Origin of the sequence: Alteribacillus sp. JSM 102045, assembly GCF_041949975.1 — a bacterium.
Classification (GTDB): Bacteria; Bacillota; Bacilli; order Bacillales; family Marinococcaceae; genus Alteribacillus.
The window spans coordinates 1-17218 of record NZ_JBHFQG010000056.1 but is presented as its reverse complement, the minus strand read 5'-3'; the positions used below and the strand labels follow the sequence as shown (position 1 = coordinate 17218).

Here is a 17218-nt window from a genome sequence, read left to right as displayed (position 1 = left end):
ACAATCAAACAAAGGTGATTAAACGAAACGCTTTTGGCTTCAAGCGTTATGATCGTTTAAGGTTACGTGTCTTATTACATCACCAATATAAAATAACGGAATTTCAAGTAGGATAAAGGAGTAGGAGCAAGGCACTCCTACCCCAACATTTGACATAGAACCTTTATTTTATGTGGCTAGAAAAGTTTAACTTTGAAGCAGAAAAGGAAGGTAAAAATTAAGTCTCCTCTTAAGCTGAAATTTACCAGTTATGAAAGCTAAAAGATTGAAAAAAAGCTAATCAGAAAGGGGTAAACTTATGAGCCGTTTAGCAACTTCTCCGAAAGATGGAAGACAAATTGGTAATTATAGTGAAACAGTACCTCATGAAGTAAACGAAATCTATGAAAACAGCCGCAATGCATTTGAAAGTTGGTCTAAATTACCGTTACAAAAACGGCTTTCTTATTTAACGCAGCTCCGTGATATTATTGTTGATCTACAAAATGAAATCACAGATATCATTGCTGCTTCAACTGGAAAAACAAAGACTGATGCACTATTAACAGAAGTAATGGCAGCAGCAGAAGCCATAAGGCATATTGAAAAAGAAGCTCCCACCATTCTTGCAAAAGAAAAAGTAAAAACTCCCGTGCATTTTATGGGGAAAAGTTCTTATATTGTAAGAAAACCCCGGGGAAGCGTACTTATTATTTCACCATGGAATTTCCCTTTTCAATTAGCAATTTCTCCCATTGTTGAAGCATTGGTATCCGGCAATACCGTTATAATAAAACCTTCCGAAGAAACTTCCATGGTAGGGGTTCTGCTCCAGCACCTGATGAACCTTTTCCCTGAAAACGTAGTACAAGTTGTCTTAGGCGGAAAAGAACTCGGTCAGTCATTAACAAAAGGAAAGCCGGACTACATCCATTTTACAGGCTCTGAAGACACAGGGAAGAGTATTCAAGCCCAAGCTTCAAAAAATCTTACCCCTACTACTTTAGAGCTTGGCGGAAAAGATGCCATGATCGTATACGAAGATGCTAACCTCAACCGGGCAGCAAAAGCTGCAGTATGGGGAGCGTTTAACAACAGCGGTCAAATTTGTCTTTCGATAGAAAGAGTCTATGTGCAGGCTGGTATATATAATCAATTTCTGCAAAAGGTAAAACAAGAAACTGCTAAGATAAGACAAGGCCATAGCGATGATGCAGATGTAGGAGCTATGACAACAAAACGTCAGGTTAATAAAGTAAAAAAACAAGTTCAAGAAGCATTAGATGAAGGTGCTGTTTTAGAAACAGGGAAAGCTCCTGGAGATTCAGAAGAAAACTCTTCTTTTATTGAACCTGTTATCCTGACCGGAATAAGAGAAGACATGAAAATAATGAAAGAAGAAACATTTGGCCCAGTTATGCCAATAGCTGTATTCGATACAGAAGAAGAAGCAGTCGATTTGGCTAATAATACAAAATATGGATTAGGGGCAAGTGTATTTACCCAGGATTTGAATAAAGGAGAACGCGCAGCAAGTCAATTAATAACGGGCTCTGTTTCGATTAATGATGTGATGACAACCGTCGCTAACTTTTACCTTCCGTATGGTGGAGTAAAACAAAGCGGAATAGGTAAATATCATGGAAGCGAAGGAATACGGTCTTTTTGTATCGAAACTTCTGTTATGGCAAACAAAGGAACATCAGACAATGAAATAAATTGGTTCCCCATAGGAAAGTATTCGATATTTAAAGATCTTGTAGAAAGCTATTGGGGAAAACAGCGTAACTGGAAAATTTTTGTCCAATCATATATGAATTTAATTAAAAAATAAGAAAAAGCGGTTCCTGAATGTTGTCGGGAACCGCTTTTGTGGCATCAGTCCATGTCAACAGCACCTTCTTCACGTACTTTTATGATTCCGTAAAGGGTCTCAATTACCGGCAGCGTCACGTTGTGTTTAGATGCAATACGAAGCGCACCGCCATGTATATGTTCTACTTCCAATGGGTATCCTTTTCTCAAATCTTGATGCATAGAAGAGGTAGCATCCGCTGGAAAGCTTTTTAATTGTGTAAATGCTTGTTCCACATCCTTATCTGTTAAGCTTACTCCTTCTTTAATAGATAAATCCTTCATTTCTTGAAGAGATTTTTTGGCCGTTTTTAAAGAAGCCTTTGACTTCATAATCGGACCTATTGGGGCTTGTACCGTTGATGTAATCCCTGAAAAAGCAGTAATAAACATATACTTTTTCCATATTTGTGTTAATATATCCTCTTTTTTAAAGCTGTTCGAATTGATATTTTTACTTGTTTTTTCTAATTTTTCACATATTTCATGCTGGCTTTCATGCAGCGGACCAAAAAGAATGTCATGCTGTTTGCTCGTATGCTTAACGTGGCCTTTCTCGTTCAGGGTAGCAATAATAAAAGCAAGTCCACCGAGCACTCTTTCTTTCCCAGCAGCTTCTTGTAATCTATTAATATGCTCCACACCATTCATAAGAGGTAAAATAAAAGCCCGGGTTCTTTTAGAAATTTCTTTTATTTGAGAGACAGCTTGTTCTAGATGATAGCCCTTAACAGCTAATAATATTATATCAGCATTATTAATTGTTTCTGGAGCTGTATGTATTGATATATCCTTCTGCTCGTAATTCCCCTTAACGCTGTTAATTTTCAAGCCTTCTTTTTGCAGCTGTTCTGCACGTTTTTCCCTGACAAAAAAGGAAACATGATGGCCGGCTTCAAGGAACCGTCCTCCGAAATATATTCCTAAAGCCCTGCTCCATACACGACAATATGCATAGTTAACCTCCTCTGTATCTATTTGTCTCGTATGTTATCATAATAAATGCAAATATCCCATGAGTACCTCAATTCTAGCATTCCTTAGGAGAGTAAATATGAATATGAAATTTAATTTTCGTTCCCTGCATCCAAAGGTATTGTTTGATAAATGGTATAAGCGCTGGTTCGCCGCAGCAGCAAAAGCTGATCCAATGGACGCGCTCAGCCGGATGGAACGAAGAAGACAGGTAAAAGAATCTAAAATGGATAATAGACTTTACCGTGCTTCATTAATTGCTTTTGCGGTCATTTGCGCCGTATTAACCCTCATGCCTTTTGTTTATTTCCTTCCGTGGGAGCAAGTGGCGGAATGGTTTATTTTTTTCCTTTTAGGTGCGTTATTTATATCTTTTACTCTGTCGGCAGTCACCATAAAAAAACAGTCTAAATATGTGAAACTGCCTTATATGTGGGGAATTATGATTTTTTCTATTTTATTATTAGTTTTTTACCTTTTTATATTAATATATTTTCGTTTTTTACTTTAAAGAGGATTGTACAAGGTTTTATTATTCCTTCCATACCTTTGCTCATATAATTTATATTTAGAGCCTGGATACTCCACATCATTTCCATGACATATGGAAGCAAGCCGGGGTGCCAGGCTTTTTACTATTCTTCCGCTCTCTACTGCTTGCTCCATATCAGCTGTAAAAGCTTTAATTGGAGGAGAAAGCTCTCCTTTTTTGGAAGTAAATAAATCTCCGCATAAGAGCACATCATCCTGGTCATGATAGAAAACTGTGTGACCTGGTGAATGTCCTGGCGTAAAATAAGGAGTCAGCCCCATCATCGTATGTAAATTACCTGCTTCATCTGAAGGAATCCTTTTTACCACTCCCTTTTTAACCAAATATTCCGGCTTTTTTCTTCTGGGATAGATAAGATCTCCTTCCATATATAGAATTTCTTGTTCATGAGCATATACGGGTACTTTATCTTTTTTTAGTATAGATGAAATACCGTTTGTGTGATCCATATGACCGTGAGTCAATAAAATCATTTGAAGCGGTCCATACTCTTTAGCCAATTTGAGTAAGGAAGAAGTCATAAAATTCATCCCTGTATCCACTAAAATAGAACCTTTATCGGTTTTCACTGCCCATGCACTTATTTTCACACCAAACCAAGCTTCCACTTTATATATGTGATCTGAGATTTGCTTAACCTTCAACTTAAACGCTCCTTCCTTTTTCTTTTTATTTCGTGTTCCTTACGGGTTTTACCTTCTCTTTTCAAGCACATAAAAACAGGGTCTGGAAACTCATACGTCCCAAACCCCATAGATAAAACAACTTTATTATCTATCTTTTGTGGATGCCTGTTTTAAAAGTGTAAGTGCCATGACAACACTTGAAAAAATTAACCCGAATGCTAAACCAATAATAGCTACCAGTTCAACGACCATCTTGAATCCCTCCTGCTCAAAATTTGTCAGGGTGTGGTCCTCTAGTGTTGGTTAAATATATGTTCCCTGTTATGGAAATATTCAAACTGTATCTTGGTTTAAGTATACAAAAATTCAGAATAATTAGTCAAATGTTTTTTTATAGTACTGTTGACCAGTCATGTTTTGTTTCGTAACAGTATGAAAAATTCTATTGACGCTTCGTCATTTCCATAGTATCATTTTTACTGATAATGAGAATCTTTTTCAATAAAATAAAGGGTGGTATCATATGAAAAAAAGTTACATACTTATCTTAAGCATGCTGCTTATGCTTGTTATTATCGGTTGCAGCCAAGAAGATTCTGAAGATGGTAATTCCGAAGAAAATAATAATGAAGAGCAGAAATCTGCAGAAAATGAAACAATTACTGTAGAAGATGCTCGCGGTGAACAGGAAATTGAGGAAACACCTGAAAACATTGTTGTGCTAGAATGGGTGTATGCAGAAGATCTGCTGGCTTTAGGAGTAGAACCAACTGGTGTGGCAGACATAGAGGGATATAATCAATGGGTTAATATTGAACCAGAACTTTCCGAAAATGTTACCGATGTTGGGACACGGCAAGAACCCAGCTTAGAAGAAATTGCACAGTTAGAACCAGACCTTATTATTACAGCGCAATACAGACATGAAGCCATTAGTGACGAGCTTAATGAAATTGCTCCTACTCTCATGTTTGAGCCTTATCCTGAGGAAGGAGAAGGTGATCAATATGAAGAAATGGAGACGACGTTTAAAGAAATTGCAAAAGCTGTAGATAAAGAAGAGGAAGCTGATAAAGTGCTTGCTGATTTAGATGAATCTTATGAAGAAATTGCATCCCAATTAAGTGAAGAAGGGTTGGATGGCACAGAGCTCGTCTTATCTCAAGCTTTCAGTGCGAATGAAAATGCTTCTCTTCGTCTATTTACAGATAACTCTATGGCTATAAAAATATTAAATAATATCGGATTAGAAAATGCTTATGATGACGAAGAATTTGAAGTATATGGTTACACAGAAACTAGTGTAGAAAGCCTGGAGCCTTATCAAGATGCTGAGTTTATGTATATTGTTCAAGAGGACGATAATGTTTTTGAGAATCAGCTTAGCGGTAATCCAGTATGGGAGAACTTAAACTTCGTAAAAGAAGACCGTACCCATGCATTACCTGGAGACACTTGGACTTTTGGCGGGCCGTTAGCCGCTGAAGTATTTGCAGAACAAGCTGCGGAGGCTCTTATAGGAGAGTAATTTATGAAATCTTTATCTGACAAACAGAAGGCTGTCCTTATATTCGGTGGAGGGACAGCCCTCTTGCTTTTTCTTATTGCCTTTCATTTAATGCAAAGCTCCCGCGATATACCTTTTCACATTGTGTGGGAAGCGATATGGAATAAGGGAGACTCCCTTCAGCATAATATTGTTCAATCTATATACTTACCTAGGATAGTCATTGGAATAATAGCCGGTTCTGCTTTGGCAGCAGCCGGTGTTATCTTTCAAACCTTAACAAAAAACCCGCTCGCCTCTCCGAGCACACTTGGAGTACATTCAGGTGCCTATTTTTTCGTTGTAGCCGGTACTATATTTGGACCTTCATGGCTTGGCGGAAGCGGATTTTTGTTAGCATTTTTAGGCGGAACGTTTGCAGCCGTGCTCGTTTTTCTATTAGCTGGAGGCCATACTGCAACTCCTGTTCGAATGGCTTTAGCAGGTATGGTGCTTACGTTGATGTTTACTTCATTCACTTCTACCTTGCAAATATTTTTTGAATACGAAACAGCCGGACTTTTCCTTTGGGGAAACGGTACATTAGTGCAGCAGGACTGGAATGGAGTCACTTTTTCTCTCCCATGGGTAGCTTTCATATCACTAGTCGTCCTATGGATTGGAAAAAAGATGGATCTGCTGCTGCTCGGAGAAGATCAAGCTAAGACACTAGGTGAAAGGGTAAGACTTGTTCAGGTTCTAATGTTTTTTTCTGCTGTAGGATTGACAGCTCTTGTAGTAAGTGTAGTGGGTCCAATTGCTTTTATCGGACTTATTGCCCCTCATTTAATGAAATTGGCAGGTTATCAGCTTCATGGTATGTTGATTCCTGCTTCTATGCTTTGGGGTGCTAATATTTTAATAGGAGCAGATGTGCTGGGCCGCTATCTTGACCCTTCCCTTACCGAACTTCCAGTTGGATCAATCACTGCACTTATTGGAGCGCCGTGGCTTATTTGGCTGATTTTAAAGAACAGAAATCGCTTTTTAGGAACTGGCAGAAAAGATTCATTATCTCCTAGCAGCTTGTTATTCAATCTCCCCTATTCCAGCGTGGTAATTGGGGCGTTGCTGCTGCTTATTATTTCATTTTTTAGCGGGCTCGCTGGGGGCGGAGATGGTTTTGAATTCATCTCTACATGGAATGCTCTTTTTTCAGATGAATCTTCCGGTCAGAAATTTATTGTTTTTGATCTCCGCTTAGGAAGAGTGCTTGCGGCGATGTTGGCTGGCATGCTTCTTGCCTTAAGTGGTCTGCTTTTTCAGGGAATTTTACGTAATCCGCTAGCTGATCCTTCTATTATTGGGGTTACTTCCGGTGCTGGGGTAGGGGCACTCGCCGTTATGTTCTTATTGTCAGGATTTTCTGCTGCATGGATACCAATTGGCGCCATTGCAGGTGCATTTGTAACAGTAGGAATTGTTTTGTTTTTTTCCTGGAAAACACAATTTCAACCGGCTGTTCTGGCTCTTATGGGAATCGGTGTTTCGGCAGCCGGAGGTGCTATTACGCAGATTTTAATCACACGATCAAACATGAATGCAGCTTCTGCTTTAACATGGTTATCTGGCAGCACGTATGCATCCGGTTTTTCCGAATTGCAGCAGTTTCTACTTTGGCCGGTAATAATACTGCTTCCTTTAAGTGCTATATTTATGAATAAACTAAACATACTGTCTCTTGGCGATCAAACTGCTATCGGACTAGGAGTGCGAACGATTACAGTTCGATGGTTTGCAGCCCTGCTCGCTACTTTTTCTGCTTCTATGGCTGTGGCAGCTGTAGGCACCATCGGCTTCATCGGCCTGGTTGCTCCACACCTGGCCCGTTTATTAACTGGTCACGATCATCGAAAAATACTGCCGGTATCTCTATTGCTCGGAGCCGTTCTTTTAGTAATCGCTGATACAGCTGGGCGTATGGTGTTAGCTCCAAAAGAAATTCCTTCCGGCCTTGTTGCAGCTGTCATCGGTGCTCCATTTTTTCTATGGCTTATGAGTAAAACACCTAAGAAATCATAAAGCCATTTGAGGAGATCATTCTTACCGGAAGTAAGTGAATCCCAAGAGAAGAGCCAAGCGGATTTTGAGCTAAAAAATTAAAATAGGACCTTCCATTGTAATATTGTATGACATATTTAGGAAGGTCCTGTATTAATCTTGTGAAATTTGTTGATCTGACATAACATTAGTTTACGAGAATAAAGGTAGATAGGAAGGTGGATATGCTAATAAAACCTCGATATACGTCTAGAGAACTAAAGATTTTAAACAATTAAATGCACGAACGAATTTATCAGATAAGAACAAACAGTACTATTGGAATGCGGTAAAGGGGTTTGAAGGTGAATAAAAATTTGATGGGTGGCTAGAAAAGCTTTCTGATGACTGGCTTATTTTAAATGATTTGTTGCTGGAAGTTAATAATACGATATTTCAAATTGATTCACTATTAATCTCTCAAAATACTGTTTACCTTTTCGAAGTAAAAAACTATGCAGGCGATTTTTATATTGATGGTGATCAGTGGCATAGCATTTCTGGTGCCGAAATAAAGAATCCTTTACTTCAAATGAAGCGCAGCGCCTCCTTACTCAGAACATTATTTCAAAGCCTCAGATCAAATCTCCCCTTAAAAGCATATCTTATTTTTATCAATAGTGAGTTCACGTTATATCAAGCTTCCCCAACTTTACCTATAATCTTCCCAACTCAAATTAATAAATTTATAAAGTTACACTTAGAACTATAAATAAAAGTCGTAAACATCTCGCTGAAAAATTATTATTCCGTCACATAGATGTTTATCCATTCACTCGCCTAACTCGTTATGATTATCAACAACTTAGAAAGGAATCCTTTGTGCATCTTGCTCTTCTTTTCTCACTTACACTCCCAAAAAATTATTATGTCAAGCATGTGGCCGAACAGAAACCATGGGGACTGCTATTTTAAGGAACGTGTTGGTATTCAAGCTGCTTTTTCCGAATTCAAAAGTTACAACTAATGCTATTTATGAGTGGTGTAATATTATTCGGTCAAAAAACAATTAGAAGATCGTTATCGAATAAATACAAACGCTGTGGTTATGGTCAGCATTCATATTATATTGATAAATAAATGTGAGTCGTAGATCCCCTTTTTTATTACATCGTGTTTGACTTTCTTTCCCTCTTGGTGACAATACTACCTCGCTTTTCGGCTTTTCGTGGCTCTAACGCACACTCTTGGCGACCGGCGACCGATCCCTCCTCTAAAAGAGGATTTTTCTTTCTTGTATTATCCATAAAAATAAGAGCGGATCGAAAGATAAACACTTTCGAGTCTGCTCTTATTTTTTCTTTTGTTCATATAATTCCTGACGCTGTGCTGGTTTCATTCTTGGACAGCGGTAACAATAGCAGTCGGAAGCTTTAAAAGCTAAACAGCATGTTGGCTTTGTATACATCGGTTTATCATCCGCCGGGTTGGGAATAGGGATAACTTTATACTGAAACGGAAACTTTATTTCCCGAAAAATAAATGGTGATGCTTCCTTTGTAATAAAATACCAATCATCGTTTAAACGGCTTTGTATGTCTGGTGATTCTGTTACTTTGGACAAGTCAATAAAATACGGTACGGCGTGGTATACCTGTCCCCACAGCTCACGTGTCCGCAAACCGGCCGCCGCTGCAAATGAATGTACTAATGGCGCAGCGTGATTTCGATAAAAAGCCGAAAGTCTTTCTTGTCTGCTATTTCTATTTTTGCATTTATTTTCTTCTTCAAAAGCGGAATAAAATTCAAAGGCTGGTTCTGTTCTGTCGGGACGTACCAAGAAATAGACTTTCAATTTTTCCAAGGAGGTCTCTACGTCCCAGCCCTTGACGATCGCCCAATGAACAAAAGCAATATAACGACTATAACGGTTGGCCCAAAATGTCGCTGTCATATCAGGGGTTGGCGCTTGAATGAACGTGCCATAATTATTAATAAAGTGAGTTAAAGAATGCGGCTGCAGCCACTCCGCTGGTGTATAAACCATTTCATAGGCGGCCGGCTCGTGTTGTCTTACGGAAAACGTGTCGTATATTCTTGACTTGGATTCTTTCGTAAGTACTATAGCCATTTTTTAAACCCTCGCTATTTGAGTTTGGATATCTGAATTAGGTACAGATTCTAAATGACGATCGACCAGATCATAAGTCATACAAAGAGGCTTTCCTGTACGAGGGTCTGTTACCACGTATGCATCAATACCAAACACGCGGCGAAGAACGGGTTTGCTGATCACTTCAGCAGGAGAACCAATATGCTGTACTTCCCCTTTTTTCATAGCAATTAAATGATCAGAAAAACGTGCTGCATGATTCAAGTCATGAATAACCATGACAATGGTGCGTTTTTCTTTTTCATTTAATTCTTGAAGCAGCTCTAAAATTTCTAATTGATGTGCCATATCCAAATATGTGGTTGGTTCATCCAAAAGAAGCACTTCGGTTTCTTGAGCCAAAGCCATGGAGATCCAGGCTCTTTGTCTCTGGCCGCCCGATAATGCTTCAAGAGGCCTATCTTTATAGTCACTCATTCCCGTATCATCAATAGCCTGCTCGATAGCTTCTTTATCACTTGCAGTCAACCGGCCGGTCCCGCGGCGGTGTGGATATCGGCCAAACGCCACAAGCTGAGACACTGTCAAAGTTTGAGGAATATCCGGGGTTTGGGCAAGGATAGCCATTTCTTTTGCAACTGCTTTTGTTTTCATTTCATGGATGCTTCGTCCATTCAAATAAACTGCTCCTTGGTCCGGTTTCAAAATTCGAGCCATTGTTTTTAAAAGGGTAGACTTTCCGCAGCCATTTGGCCCGATAATAGATGTAATCATTCCTTCTGGTACTTCTATGTTCATATCTTTTAGAATCGTATTTTCGTTATAGGAGACGGCTATATGTTGTGTGGTAAGTTTTGACACGTCTCAAACCCCTTTCGCTGTCTCTCGTGTACTCATCTATGATAACATTGATAATCATTTTCATTTAAAATTATAAAGGGTTTGAGAATAAATATCAATATCATATATGAAGTTTTTTGAAAATTTTTTCCTCATAAATAAAATTGAAAATTCATTTGAGAAAGTAAAGCATGTATGATACCTTTCCCTTAATGAATAATCAGAAGAGGTGAAAATATGGACCATGCCGAAATGGAAAGTAAATTACAAATGTTAAAAGCGGATTATGTGCGGGTTCAAGGAGATATTGAGAAGTTAGAGTCAGTTGGCGGCAATGCAGCAGCTGCTTCAAATGAGCTTGAAGCAATTGAAAAAGAAATTCAAACTATTAATCAACAACTGGCAGTAAAGGGGAAGATTTGATTTACATAGAAATATAGAATGGAGCTGTTCAAAAGTCTCGGAGCGGCTCCTTTTAGTGTTGCGATAAAGACAGAGAAGTAACTAAGGTACCTCTGTCTAACTTACCGTGTACTATTTTAAACGAGGAGCCATTGAGACCTTTTTCCGATATTTTTTGCTTTATAGCTCATAAGACATTTCAATTAATGTGAAAGAATAATCCCAAAAGAATAATTATTTGCATTCTCATTTAAATAGATGATTACAAAAATAGTGGCGATCATTATTAAACAGGCAACTAAAAATCTTTGAAACACAATACTTCTCTCCTCATATTTTTATATTATAAAATTGATAATTTCACTAAAAAATCTCTCCTTTGTTATTTTCTATACCAGCTTATCTTATGTCAATCACTTTTCTATTATTTGTGAAAGTTTTATAGAATGGGATGAAAAAGAATGAACTTAACTAAAATAAATCGAGCACTCATACCAATAAGTATTCTGTTTTTGGCTGTATCTTGGGGGTACTCTTGGTCTCTTATGAAGATAGGTCTTCAACATATGGGACCTTTCACTTTTTCCTTTCTGCGATTTGCTATTGGAGGTGTGTTTCTTCTTTTATTTCTTTTTGTTTTTAAAAAAGGAACGTGGAAAAGCTTATACACTTTAAAATGGAGACATATTATTATATTAGGGATTCTCCAAACTTTTGCTGTTTTTGGATTAATTACATACGCTATGTTATTCGTAGATGCTGGAAAAACTTCCATTATTTTATATACCATGCCGATTTGGTCTAGTGTTCTTGCAGCTCTTTTCTTAAAAGAAACCGTAACGAGAAAAAATGTTTCCGGGTTATTACTCGGTATTTCCGGATTATCTTTTATCATTGGAGCAGATCTTTTTGAGCAGGCAACATGGCAGAACACAATTGGAATTCTTCTTATTTTAGCAGCTTCTCTTTGCTGGGCAGCAGCGAACATTTATTTTCGATTAAACCTTGCTGGCTCGAACCAATTATCTGTGACTGCCTTTCAAATGATAATAGGTTCACTAGGCTTAGCATGCACCGCATTTATATTTGAAAGTGGACAAACCGTTCAGTGGAATGGAGAAAGTATTTTTTCGCTTCTTTTCACAGGGGTGATTGCTTCTTCCTTATGTTTTTCTATTTGGTATTACCTATTAAGTGTAATTAATACCGTCACCGTAACTATCTCTACATTACTTGTTCCTGTCTTTGGTGTACTGTTTGGTCATTTTCTGTTAGCAGAAGAGCTAACCTTATCTATGATTGTAGGTGCTTTCTTTATTTTAATGGGTATTTTCATAAGCCAGGCTGGTATTAAACGACTTCGCTTTTCTAAAGGATTGAAAGAACATAAAGCAGTTAAATGAAAAATGCACATATCAAGTTTTTTTAAGACTTGCCTATGTGCATTTCATTCGTTATATGTCTGGTTCAAGAAACTTTCCCACTAAATTGCTGTTCCCAGCTGGATTTTCAGGTTTTCTAATTACTTCTATTCCGAATAGACCATGTTCATTAAAATCGAGCATACACTCTTGTTGTCTCATTTTATACACAGGAGTATCTTTATCAAATTTTATTTCAATATAATCTTTTCCGTCTTCAATACTTGCATTAAAAATCGGATAATCGATTTTTCGTATTTTTGGAATAGAAACAGGAACCTGATTTTTGCCTTGTACAGTTCGAAACATACGGTAGCCAAGCCAGTGTCCTTTTTGGTCATAAAGTAAATACCCATTAACATCCGGATATGTGCCAATGGGCAGAGATGCTGATGCTTTTGCTTGAAAATAAAAATAAATTAATTCGTCCTCCATGGTGATCAACATAGGCCTCCTCCTTTTTCTCTAAGAAGCGTCACAGGCTGTTAAAAGACCTATACCACATTTTCTGATTATAGACCATAATTACTCTTTACTATTATAGTCAGAGAAATGGCGTTTATCACTAAAATCGGTGAAGGAATGCATTGTTTTATTCATTATCTTTATTTTTCACCATACTGAGACCTGTGAAACCGTATATAGTTACAATTACAGGGCCTAAAAGGCAGAAAAACGCGTATGGAAGATATTGCAAAACGTCCACTTCAAGAACGCTTGTCATAAATACCCCGCTTACTCCGTAAGGAATTAATGGGTTAATAAGTGTTCCTGCATTCTCTAGTACTCTTGATAAATTTTTTCTGGCCAGTCCTATTTGTTGATATTTTTGTTCAAAGGCTTCTCCGGTTAATATAACAGACATATATTGCTCGCCAAGGGATATATTTATCCCAATTCCCGTTAAAGCTGTGGAAAGAACAAGCCTGCCTGTTGTCTTTACTAAGGATGAAATCGCCTCTAAAACCTTTTCAATAATGCCAAGCTTAGAAAGCAGACCACCCATGCTTAACGTTAGAATTAATAAGGATACAGGCCACATCATTTCTTGAATGCCTCCGCGGCTTAACATCTCATCGAGCTGTTCATTTCCAGACTTAGATGTAAATCCATCCTGCATAAACACCATATAATCGCCAATTCCAAATCCAGGCTGCATAATTACCGCTACTGCAATGCCAGATACAATACCAGCAATCATTGCTGGTATAGCCGATACTTTTCGAAGAGCTAAAAACACAATAATGGCTGCAGGCAAAAGCGTGAGCGGATGAACAGAATAATATCCGTATAATTCATTCATTAAACCAATAATGGTATCCGTTTGTGCGTCAGATGAAGTGTGGCCGATTGCAAAATAAACAATGAGAGAAATGACAAACATCGGTATAGTTGTCCACATCATATGGCGGATATGCTCGAACAAATCTACTTTCGACACGGAGGATGCCAGGTTTGTCGTATCGGATAATGGGGACATTTTGTCTCCTAATAAAGCCCCGGACACTACAGCTCCGGCAGTCATCGCCGGATTCATACCGAGCAGTCCGCCAAGCGCCATAAAGGAAACTCCAATTGTAGAAGCTGTAGTAAAGGAACTTCCAATACATACACCAATAACTGCGGTTACGACAAATACACTTGGCAGGAAAAATTCAGTTGAAATCAGTTGAAAGCTGTAGTAAATCAATGTAGGTATAGTACCTGCAGTAATCCAGATACTAATAAGGACACCTATCAAAATAAAAATAAGAATTGGAATAATTCCAGAAGTCACTCCATCGACAATTCCTTTTTCTGTAAATTTCCAGCTGACTTTTTTTATAAATGAGTAACCAACTAGTAAAATAATCGAGATAAATATAGGGATATGCGGGGGTGCTTCAAAACGAATCAAACTTACCCCGATGATAAGTAAAATACTTACTAATACAATCATCGCTTCTATCTTCGAAATGGCAGGTTTAATATACTTCTCCTCCATAAAGGTTCCTCCTAGATGAAATAAAAAAATAAAATATATTGATATAACTCAAACGCACTTAATCGCTTGAACGCTTTTTAGTAATAAAGTAAAAGCTTCACTTTGTTTAAGGTAATCGTAAATGGTTCCATTGTCAATAAGAAAAGCACACAAGGCCCTTTTTTAAATGATGTTCGACTAAGTTCCCACGTCCTGTGACAATGCCGAACTGACTCCCCTCCTTGGAAGCCCTCGTAGGTAAATGTTCTTCAGGCAATAAAGGCGCTTTTTGCCTTTATTTCCCTGGAGGTTATTTAACCCCGAGAGGCTCGGCGCTGAAGCTGGACATTGAAACGCAAAATTATATACTTTCTTTTCAAAGCCTGCTTCTAACATATTTTTTCCGAAAACTTTTTCTTTACAAAAGATTTGTTCAGCGTTAGGATAATAGAGGTTTTGGGAATAATACTTCATCGTAGAAGAACAGCTGGAGGTCATCAAAATTGAAACAAATAAATAGAAAAGATACATTTTTCATTGGATTAATGCTTTTTGCGTTATTCTTTGGAGCCGGAAATTTAATTTTCCCTCCTTTTCTAGGGCAAGAAGCCGGGACAAATTACTGGATAGCTATTATTGGTTTTGTCATCACAGGTGTGGGGCTTCCTGTACTTGGAGTGATAGCCATTGCTCTTAGCGGCAGCAGCTTTGAAACGATTGCAAAACGTGTCAGCTCTCCTTTTGCCCTTATTTTCACTTTTATTTTATATCTTGCTATCGGTCCATTTTTTGGCATTCCAAGAGCAATGAATGTTTCGTTTGAAATGGGAGCCATGCCGTTTCTTTCCGAACATGTCTATGATACGGCTTTATTTATGTATTCCATTTTGTTTTTTATTATTGTGTACTGGCTTAGTCTTAATCCATCTAAACTAGTAAAGCGAATTGGTAATGTCATTACACCTGTTCTGCTTATTGCCATCGTTTTGTTAGTTGCTGGCAGTGCATTGAGCGGCTTTGTTACTGGAGGTCAAGCACCAGGAGAAGAGTATACTAATAATGCATTAACAAGCGGAATTTTAGAGGGATACCTTACAATGGATGCTATTGCTGCGTTAGCCTTTGGCCTTGTTATTGTCTCTGCTGTTAAAGAACGGGGTATAAATAATAAAACATTGATTCTTCGAACAGCTTCTGCAGCTGGAATAATTGCTGGAATCGGTCTGGCAGCCGTTTATGTATCCATTGGCTGGTTAGGTGTGCAAAGTGCCCCGGAGCAAATGTTTGAGAATGGAAGTGAAATTCTTACGTTTGCTGCAGACCAAACTTTTGGTATGACTGGAGCACTGCTGTTGGGAGTCATTGTCACTCTTGCTTGTTTAACGACGTGTGTAGGCCTGGTAACGGCTTGCGGACAATATTTTCACCGTACTTTTCCTAATACGCGTTATAATGTAGTGACTTTAGTCATTACTATGGCTAGCTTTGCTGTTGCTAACTTAGGACTGAATGCTATCATTTCTATTTCAGTTCCTGTTCTTGTAGCTATCTATCCTATTGCCATCATTCTTATATTACTGTCTTTAATAGAAAGTAAGGTATCTCTGCACAAATCTCACTACAGAGGAGCCGTTATAGGTGCTGCCATTATCAGTCTGTATGATGGGTTACGAGAATTAGGAATTGAATATAATTCATTAAATAATCTATTTCTTTATTTGCCATTATTCGATCACGGACTTGGCTGGATATGGCCTGCCATTTTAGGAGTCATAATTAGTAATTTTATTCCACAAAAAAATGCCCGGACAGATTAATTTCTGCTGGGCATTTTTGTAATTATGCCAAATTATTAACCATGGTTCCCGTTTTCGCTTCTTCCCATAAATTTGTACCTTGATAATTTTTTCGCGCGTTTTTCTAAATTATTTATTTGCTTCTTTATATATTGAAAGGAGAAATAAGCCTAAATATTTCTCATCAATGTGCAGCTCACATACATTGTTCTTTAAGTAAATCAGTTTAATCGTCCGACCATAAAGAAAAGTATAATAAATCCCTCCTGCAGCCTTACCATGTTAATCAACCTTCCTTATTCATTATATTTCCCTTGAACAATCAAACTGTGAGTAAGGTTTTTCATAGGAGTGCACGTAATAAGTGTTACAATTGATTCCCCATTTGTATCTTGACTTAAAACAGATGTATCATTAGGAGAAACTATTGTTTTATTAAAAACCGAAAACGTTTTTTCTCCCGTCTCACTCACTATTACAATCTCTTCTCCAGCCTCTATTTCTTCGAGTCTATTAAACATGCGTCCGTGTGTATGGCTTCGATGCGCCGCAATAACACTGTTTCCCTCTTTTCCTAATGAAGCTGTGCCTGGCAAATACCCAGCAGCTGTCCGTAAATTTTCTTCCGATGCCCCTTCTACAATCGGAAATTCTGCCTCTATGGCAGGGATTCACAATACACCAATTGTTGAGAAAGTGATAGATCATTTTTTTCTTGGGTTTCATCAGTATCTTCTTCTGATGAAGAGATTTCCTCTCTTTTCTCGAAAAAGAATATATTAAATATGAAAAATGGAGCAGACATAAAAGAGAAAAAAGATGAAAAAGATAATATTAATTAAAAGGGGAAGAGGGAAGTCTTTCATGAGTGAGAAAAATCACGATATGAAACTTGATGAGGAGTGGGTAGGGCTTATATCTGAAGCCAAAGAAATAGGATTAACACCAGAGGAGGTCCATACTTTTTTATTAGTAGAACAGGAAAAAAAGTAATTGCTTTCTCAGTCTCTATTTATCTCTTTTTTCTACATTTCTTATTTTCGCGGATTAACCCCCTGAATTTGGACAGATACTCTCTTTTTCTAGGATGATCAAACTTTTTCCTCTTCTTTTGTCTTGAGATAGGATCGCCCATTTGCTGCGTTTGTCAAGGAACGCTTTCGCTCTCCC

15 protein-coding genes and 1 pseudogene are annotated in these 17218 nt (G+C 37.9%); 9 read left to right on the top strand and 7 right to left on the bottom strand.

What is annotated here, in order from left to right:
* Positions 1-298 precede the first annotated feature (298 nt).
* On the top strand, positions 299-1813 hold the full coding sequence (locus tag ACE1TI_RS20665; RefSeq protein ID WP_375009414.1) for an aldehyde dehydrogenase family protein: 1515 nt from the start codon (positions 299-301) through the stop codon (positions 1811-1813).
* A gap of 44 nt (positions 1814-1857) precedes the next feature.
* On the opposite strand, the gene ACE1TI_RS20660 is transcribed toward ACE1TI_RS20665, so the two are convergent.
* A complete protein-coding gene (locus tag ACE1TI_RS20660) occupies positions 1858-2754 on the bottom strand; it encodes a ketopantoate reductase family protein (protein ID WP_375009416.1) in 897 nt (298 codons plus the stop codon).
* A gap of 133 nt (positions 2755-2887) precedes the next feature.
* On the opposite strand from ACE1TI_RS20660, the gene ACE1TI_RS20655 reads away from it, so the two are divergent.
* On the top strand, positions 2888-3319 hold the full coding sequence (locus ACE1TI_RS20655) for a hypothetical protein (RefSeq protein ID WP_375009413.1): 432 nt from the start codon (positions 2888-2890) through the stop codon (positions 3317-3319).
* Here ACE1TI_RS20655 and ACE1TI_RS20650 read toward each other — a convergent pair.
* The gene (locus ACE1TI_RS20650) at positions 3316-4005 is read right to left on the bottom strand and encodes an MBL fold metallo-hydrolase (protein WP_375009412.1); all 690 of its coding nucleotides are present in this window, start codon (positions 4003-4005) and stop codon (positions 3316-3318) included. The two genes, ACE1TI_RS20655 and ACE1TI_RS20650, sit on opposite strands and share 4 nt — an antisense overlap.
* Positions 4006-4510: 505 nt before the next feature.
* Between ACE1TI_RS20650 and ACE1TI_RS20645 the strand changes: the two genes are divergently transcribed.
* From ACE1TI_RS20645 to ACE1TI_RS20635, 3 genes and pseudogenes are all read left to right on the top strand, one after another.
* Positions 4511-5515, top strand: a complete 1005-nt coding sequence (locus ACE1TI_RS20645; RefSeq protein WP_375009411.1) for an ABC transporter substrate-binding protein — start codon at positions 4511-4513, stop codon at positions 5513-5515.
* Positions 5516-5518: 3 nt separating this feature from the next.
* Positions 5519-7555, top strand: coding sequence for an iron ABC transporter permease (locus tag ACE1TI_RS20640; RefSeq protein WP_375009410.1), 2037 nt, complete (start codon positions 5519-5521; stop codon positions 7553-7555).
* Positions 7556-7910: 355 nt separating this feature from the next.
* Positions 7911-8285: pseudogene (locus ACE1TI_RS20635) on the top strand (nuclease-related domain-containing protein); the annotation flags it as partial.
* A 579-nt stretch (positions 8286-8864) separates the two neighbouring features.
* Here ACE1TI_RS20635 and ACE1TI_RS20630 read toward each other — a convergent pair.
* Positions 8865-9644, bottom strand: a complete 780-nt coding sequence (locus ACE1TI_RS20630) for a hypothetical protein (protein ID WP_375009409.1) — start codon at positions 9642-9644, stop codon at positions 8865-8867.
* A gap of 3 nt (positions 9645-9647) precedes the next feature.
* Positions 9648-10487, bottom strand: a complete 840-nt coding sequence (locus ACE1TI_RS20625; protein ID WP_375009408.1) for an ABC transporter ATP-binding protein — start codon at positions 10485-10487, stop codon at positions 9648-9650.
* A 216-nt stretch (positions 10488-10703) separates the two neighbouring features.
* On the opposite strand from ACE1TI_RS20625, the gene ACE1TI_RS20620 reads away from it, so the two are divergent.
* On the top strand, positions 10704-10889 hold the full coding sequence (locus ACE1TI_RS20620) for an SE1832 family protein (protein ID WP_375009407.1): 186 nt from the start codon (positions 10704-10706) through the stop codon (positions 10887-10889).
* Positions 10890-11329: 440 nt separating this feature from the next.
* The gene (locus ACE1TI_RS20615; protein ID WP_375009406.1) at positions 11330-12271 is read left to right on the top strand and encodes a DMT family transporter; all 942 of its coding nucleotides are present in this window, start codon (positions 11330-11332) and stop codon (positions 12269-12271) included.
* Between the two features lie 51 nt (positions 12272-12322).
* Here ACE1TI_RS20615 and ACE1TI_RS20610 read toward each other — a convergent pair whose 3' ends face one another.
* Both ACE1TI_RS20610 and nhaC read right to left on the bottom strand, forming a co-directional pair.
* A complete protein-coding gene (locus tag ACE1TI_RS20610) occupies positions 12323-12736 on the bottom strand; it encodes a hypothetical protein (RefSeq protein ID WP_375009405.1) in 414 nt (137 codons plus the stop codon).
* A 145-nt stretch (positions 12737-12881) separates the two neighbouring features.
* The gene (nhaC, locus tag ACE1TI_RS20605; protein ID WP_375009404.1) at positions 12882-14273 is read right to left on the bottom strand and encodes a Na+/H+ antiporter NhaC; all 1392 of its coding nucleotides are present in this window, start codon (positions 14271-14273) and stop codon (positions 12882-12884) included.
* Positions 14274-14755: 482 nt separating this feature from the next.
* On the opposite strand from nhaC, the gene brnQ reads away from it, so the two are divergent.
* Complete coding sequence (gene brnQ, locus ACE1TI_RS20600) at positions 14756-16069, top strand: branched-chain amino acid transport system II carrier protein (protein ID WP_375009403.1); 1314 nt, start codon at positions 14756-14758, stop codon at positions 16067-16069.
* Positions 16070-16344: 275 nt separating this feature from the next.
* Here the strand turns inward: brnQ and ACE1TI_RS20595 are convergent, their stop codons facing one another.
* Positions 16345-16710: a class D sortase gene (locus ACE1TI_RS20595; RefSeq protein WP_375009415.1), complete on the bottom strand. Its 366-nt coding sequence runs from the start codon at positions 16708-16710 to the stop codon at positions 16345-16347.
* Between the two features lie 202 nt (positions 16711-16912).
* Here ACE1TI_RS20595 and ACE1TI_RS20590 point away from each other — a divergent pair, with 202 nt between their 5' ends.
* Positions 16913-17041, top strand: a complete 129-nt coding sequence (locus ACE1TI_RS20590) for an anti-repressor SinI family protein (RefSeq protein WP_375009402.1) — start codon at positions 16913-16915, stop codon at positions 17039-17041.
* Positions 17042-17218: the final 177 nt, after the last annotated feature.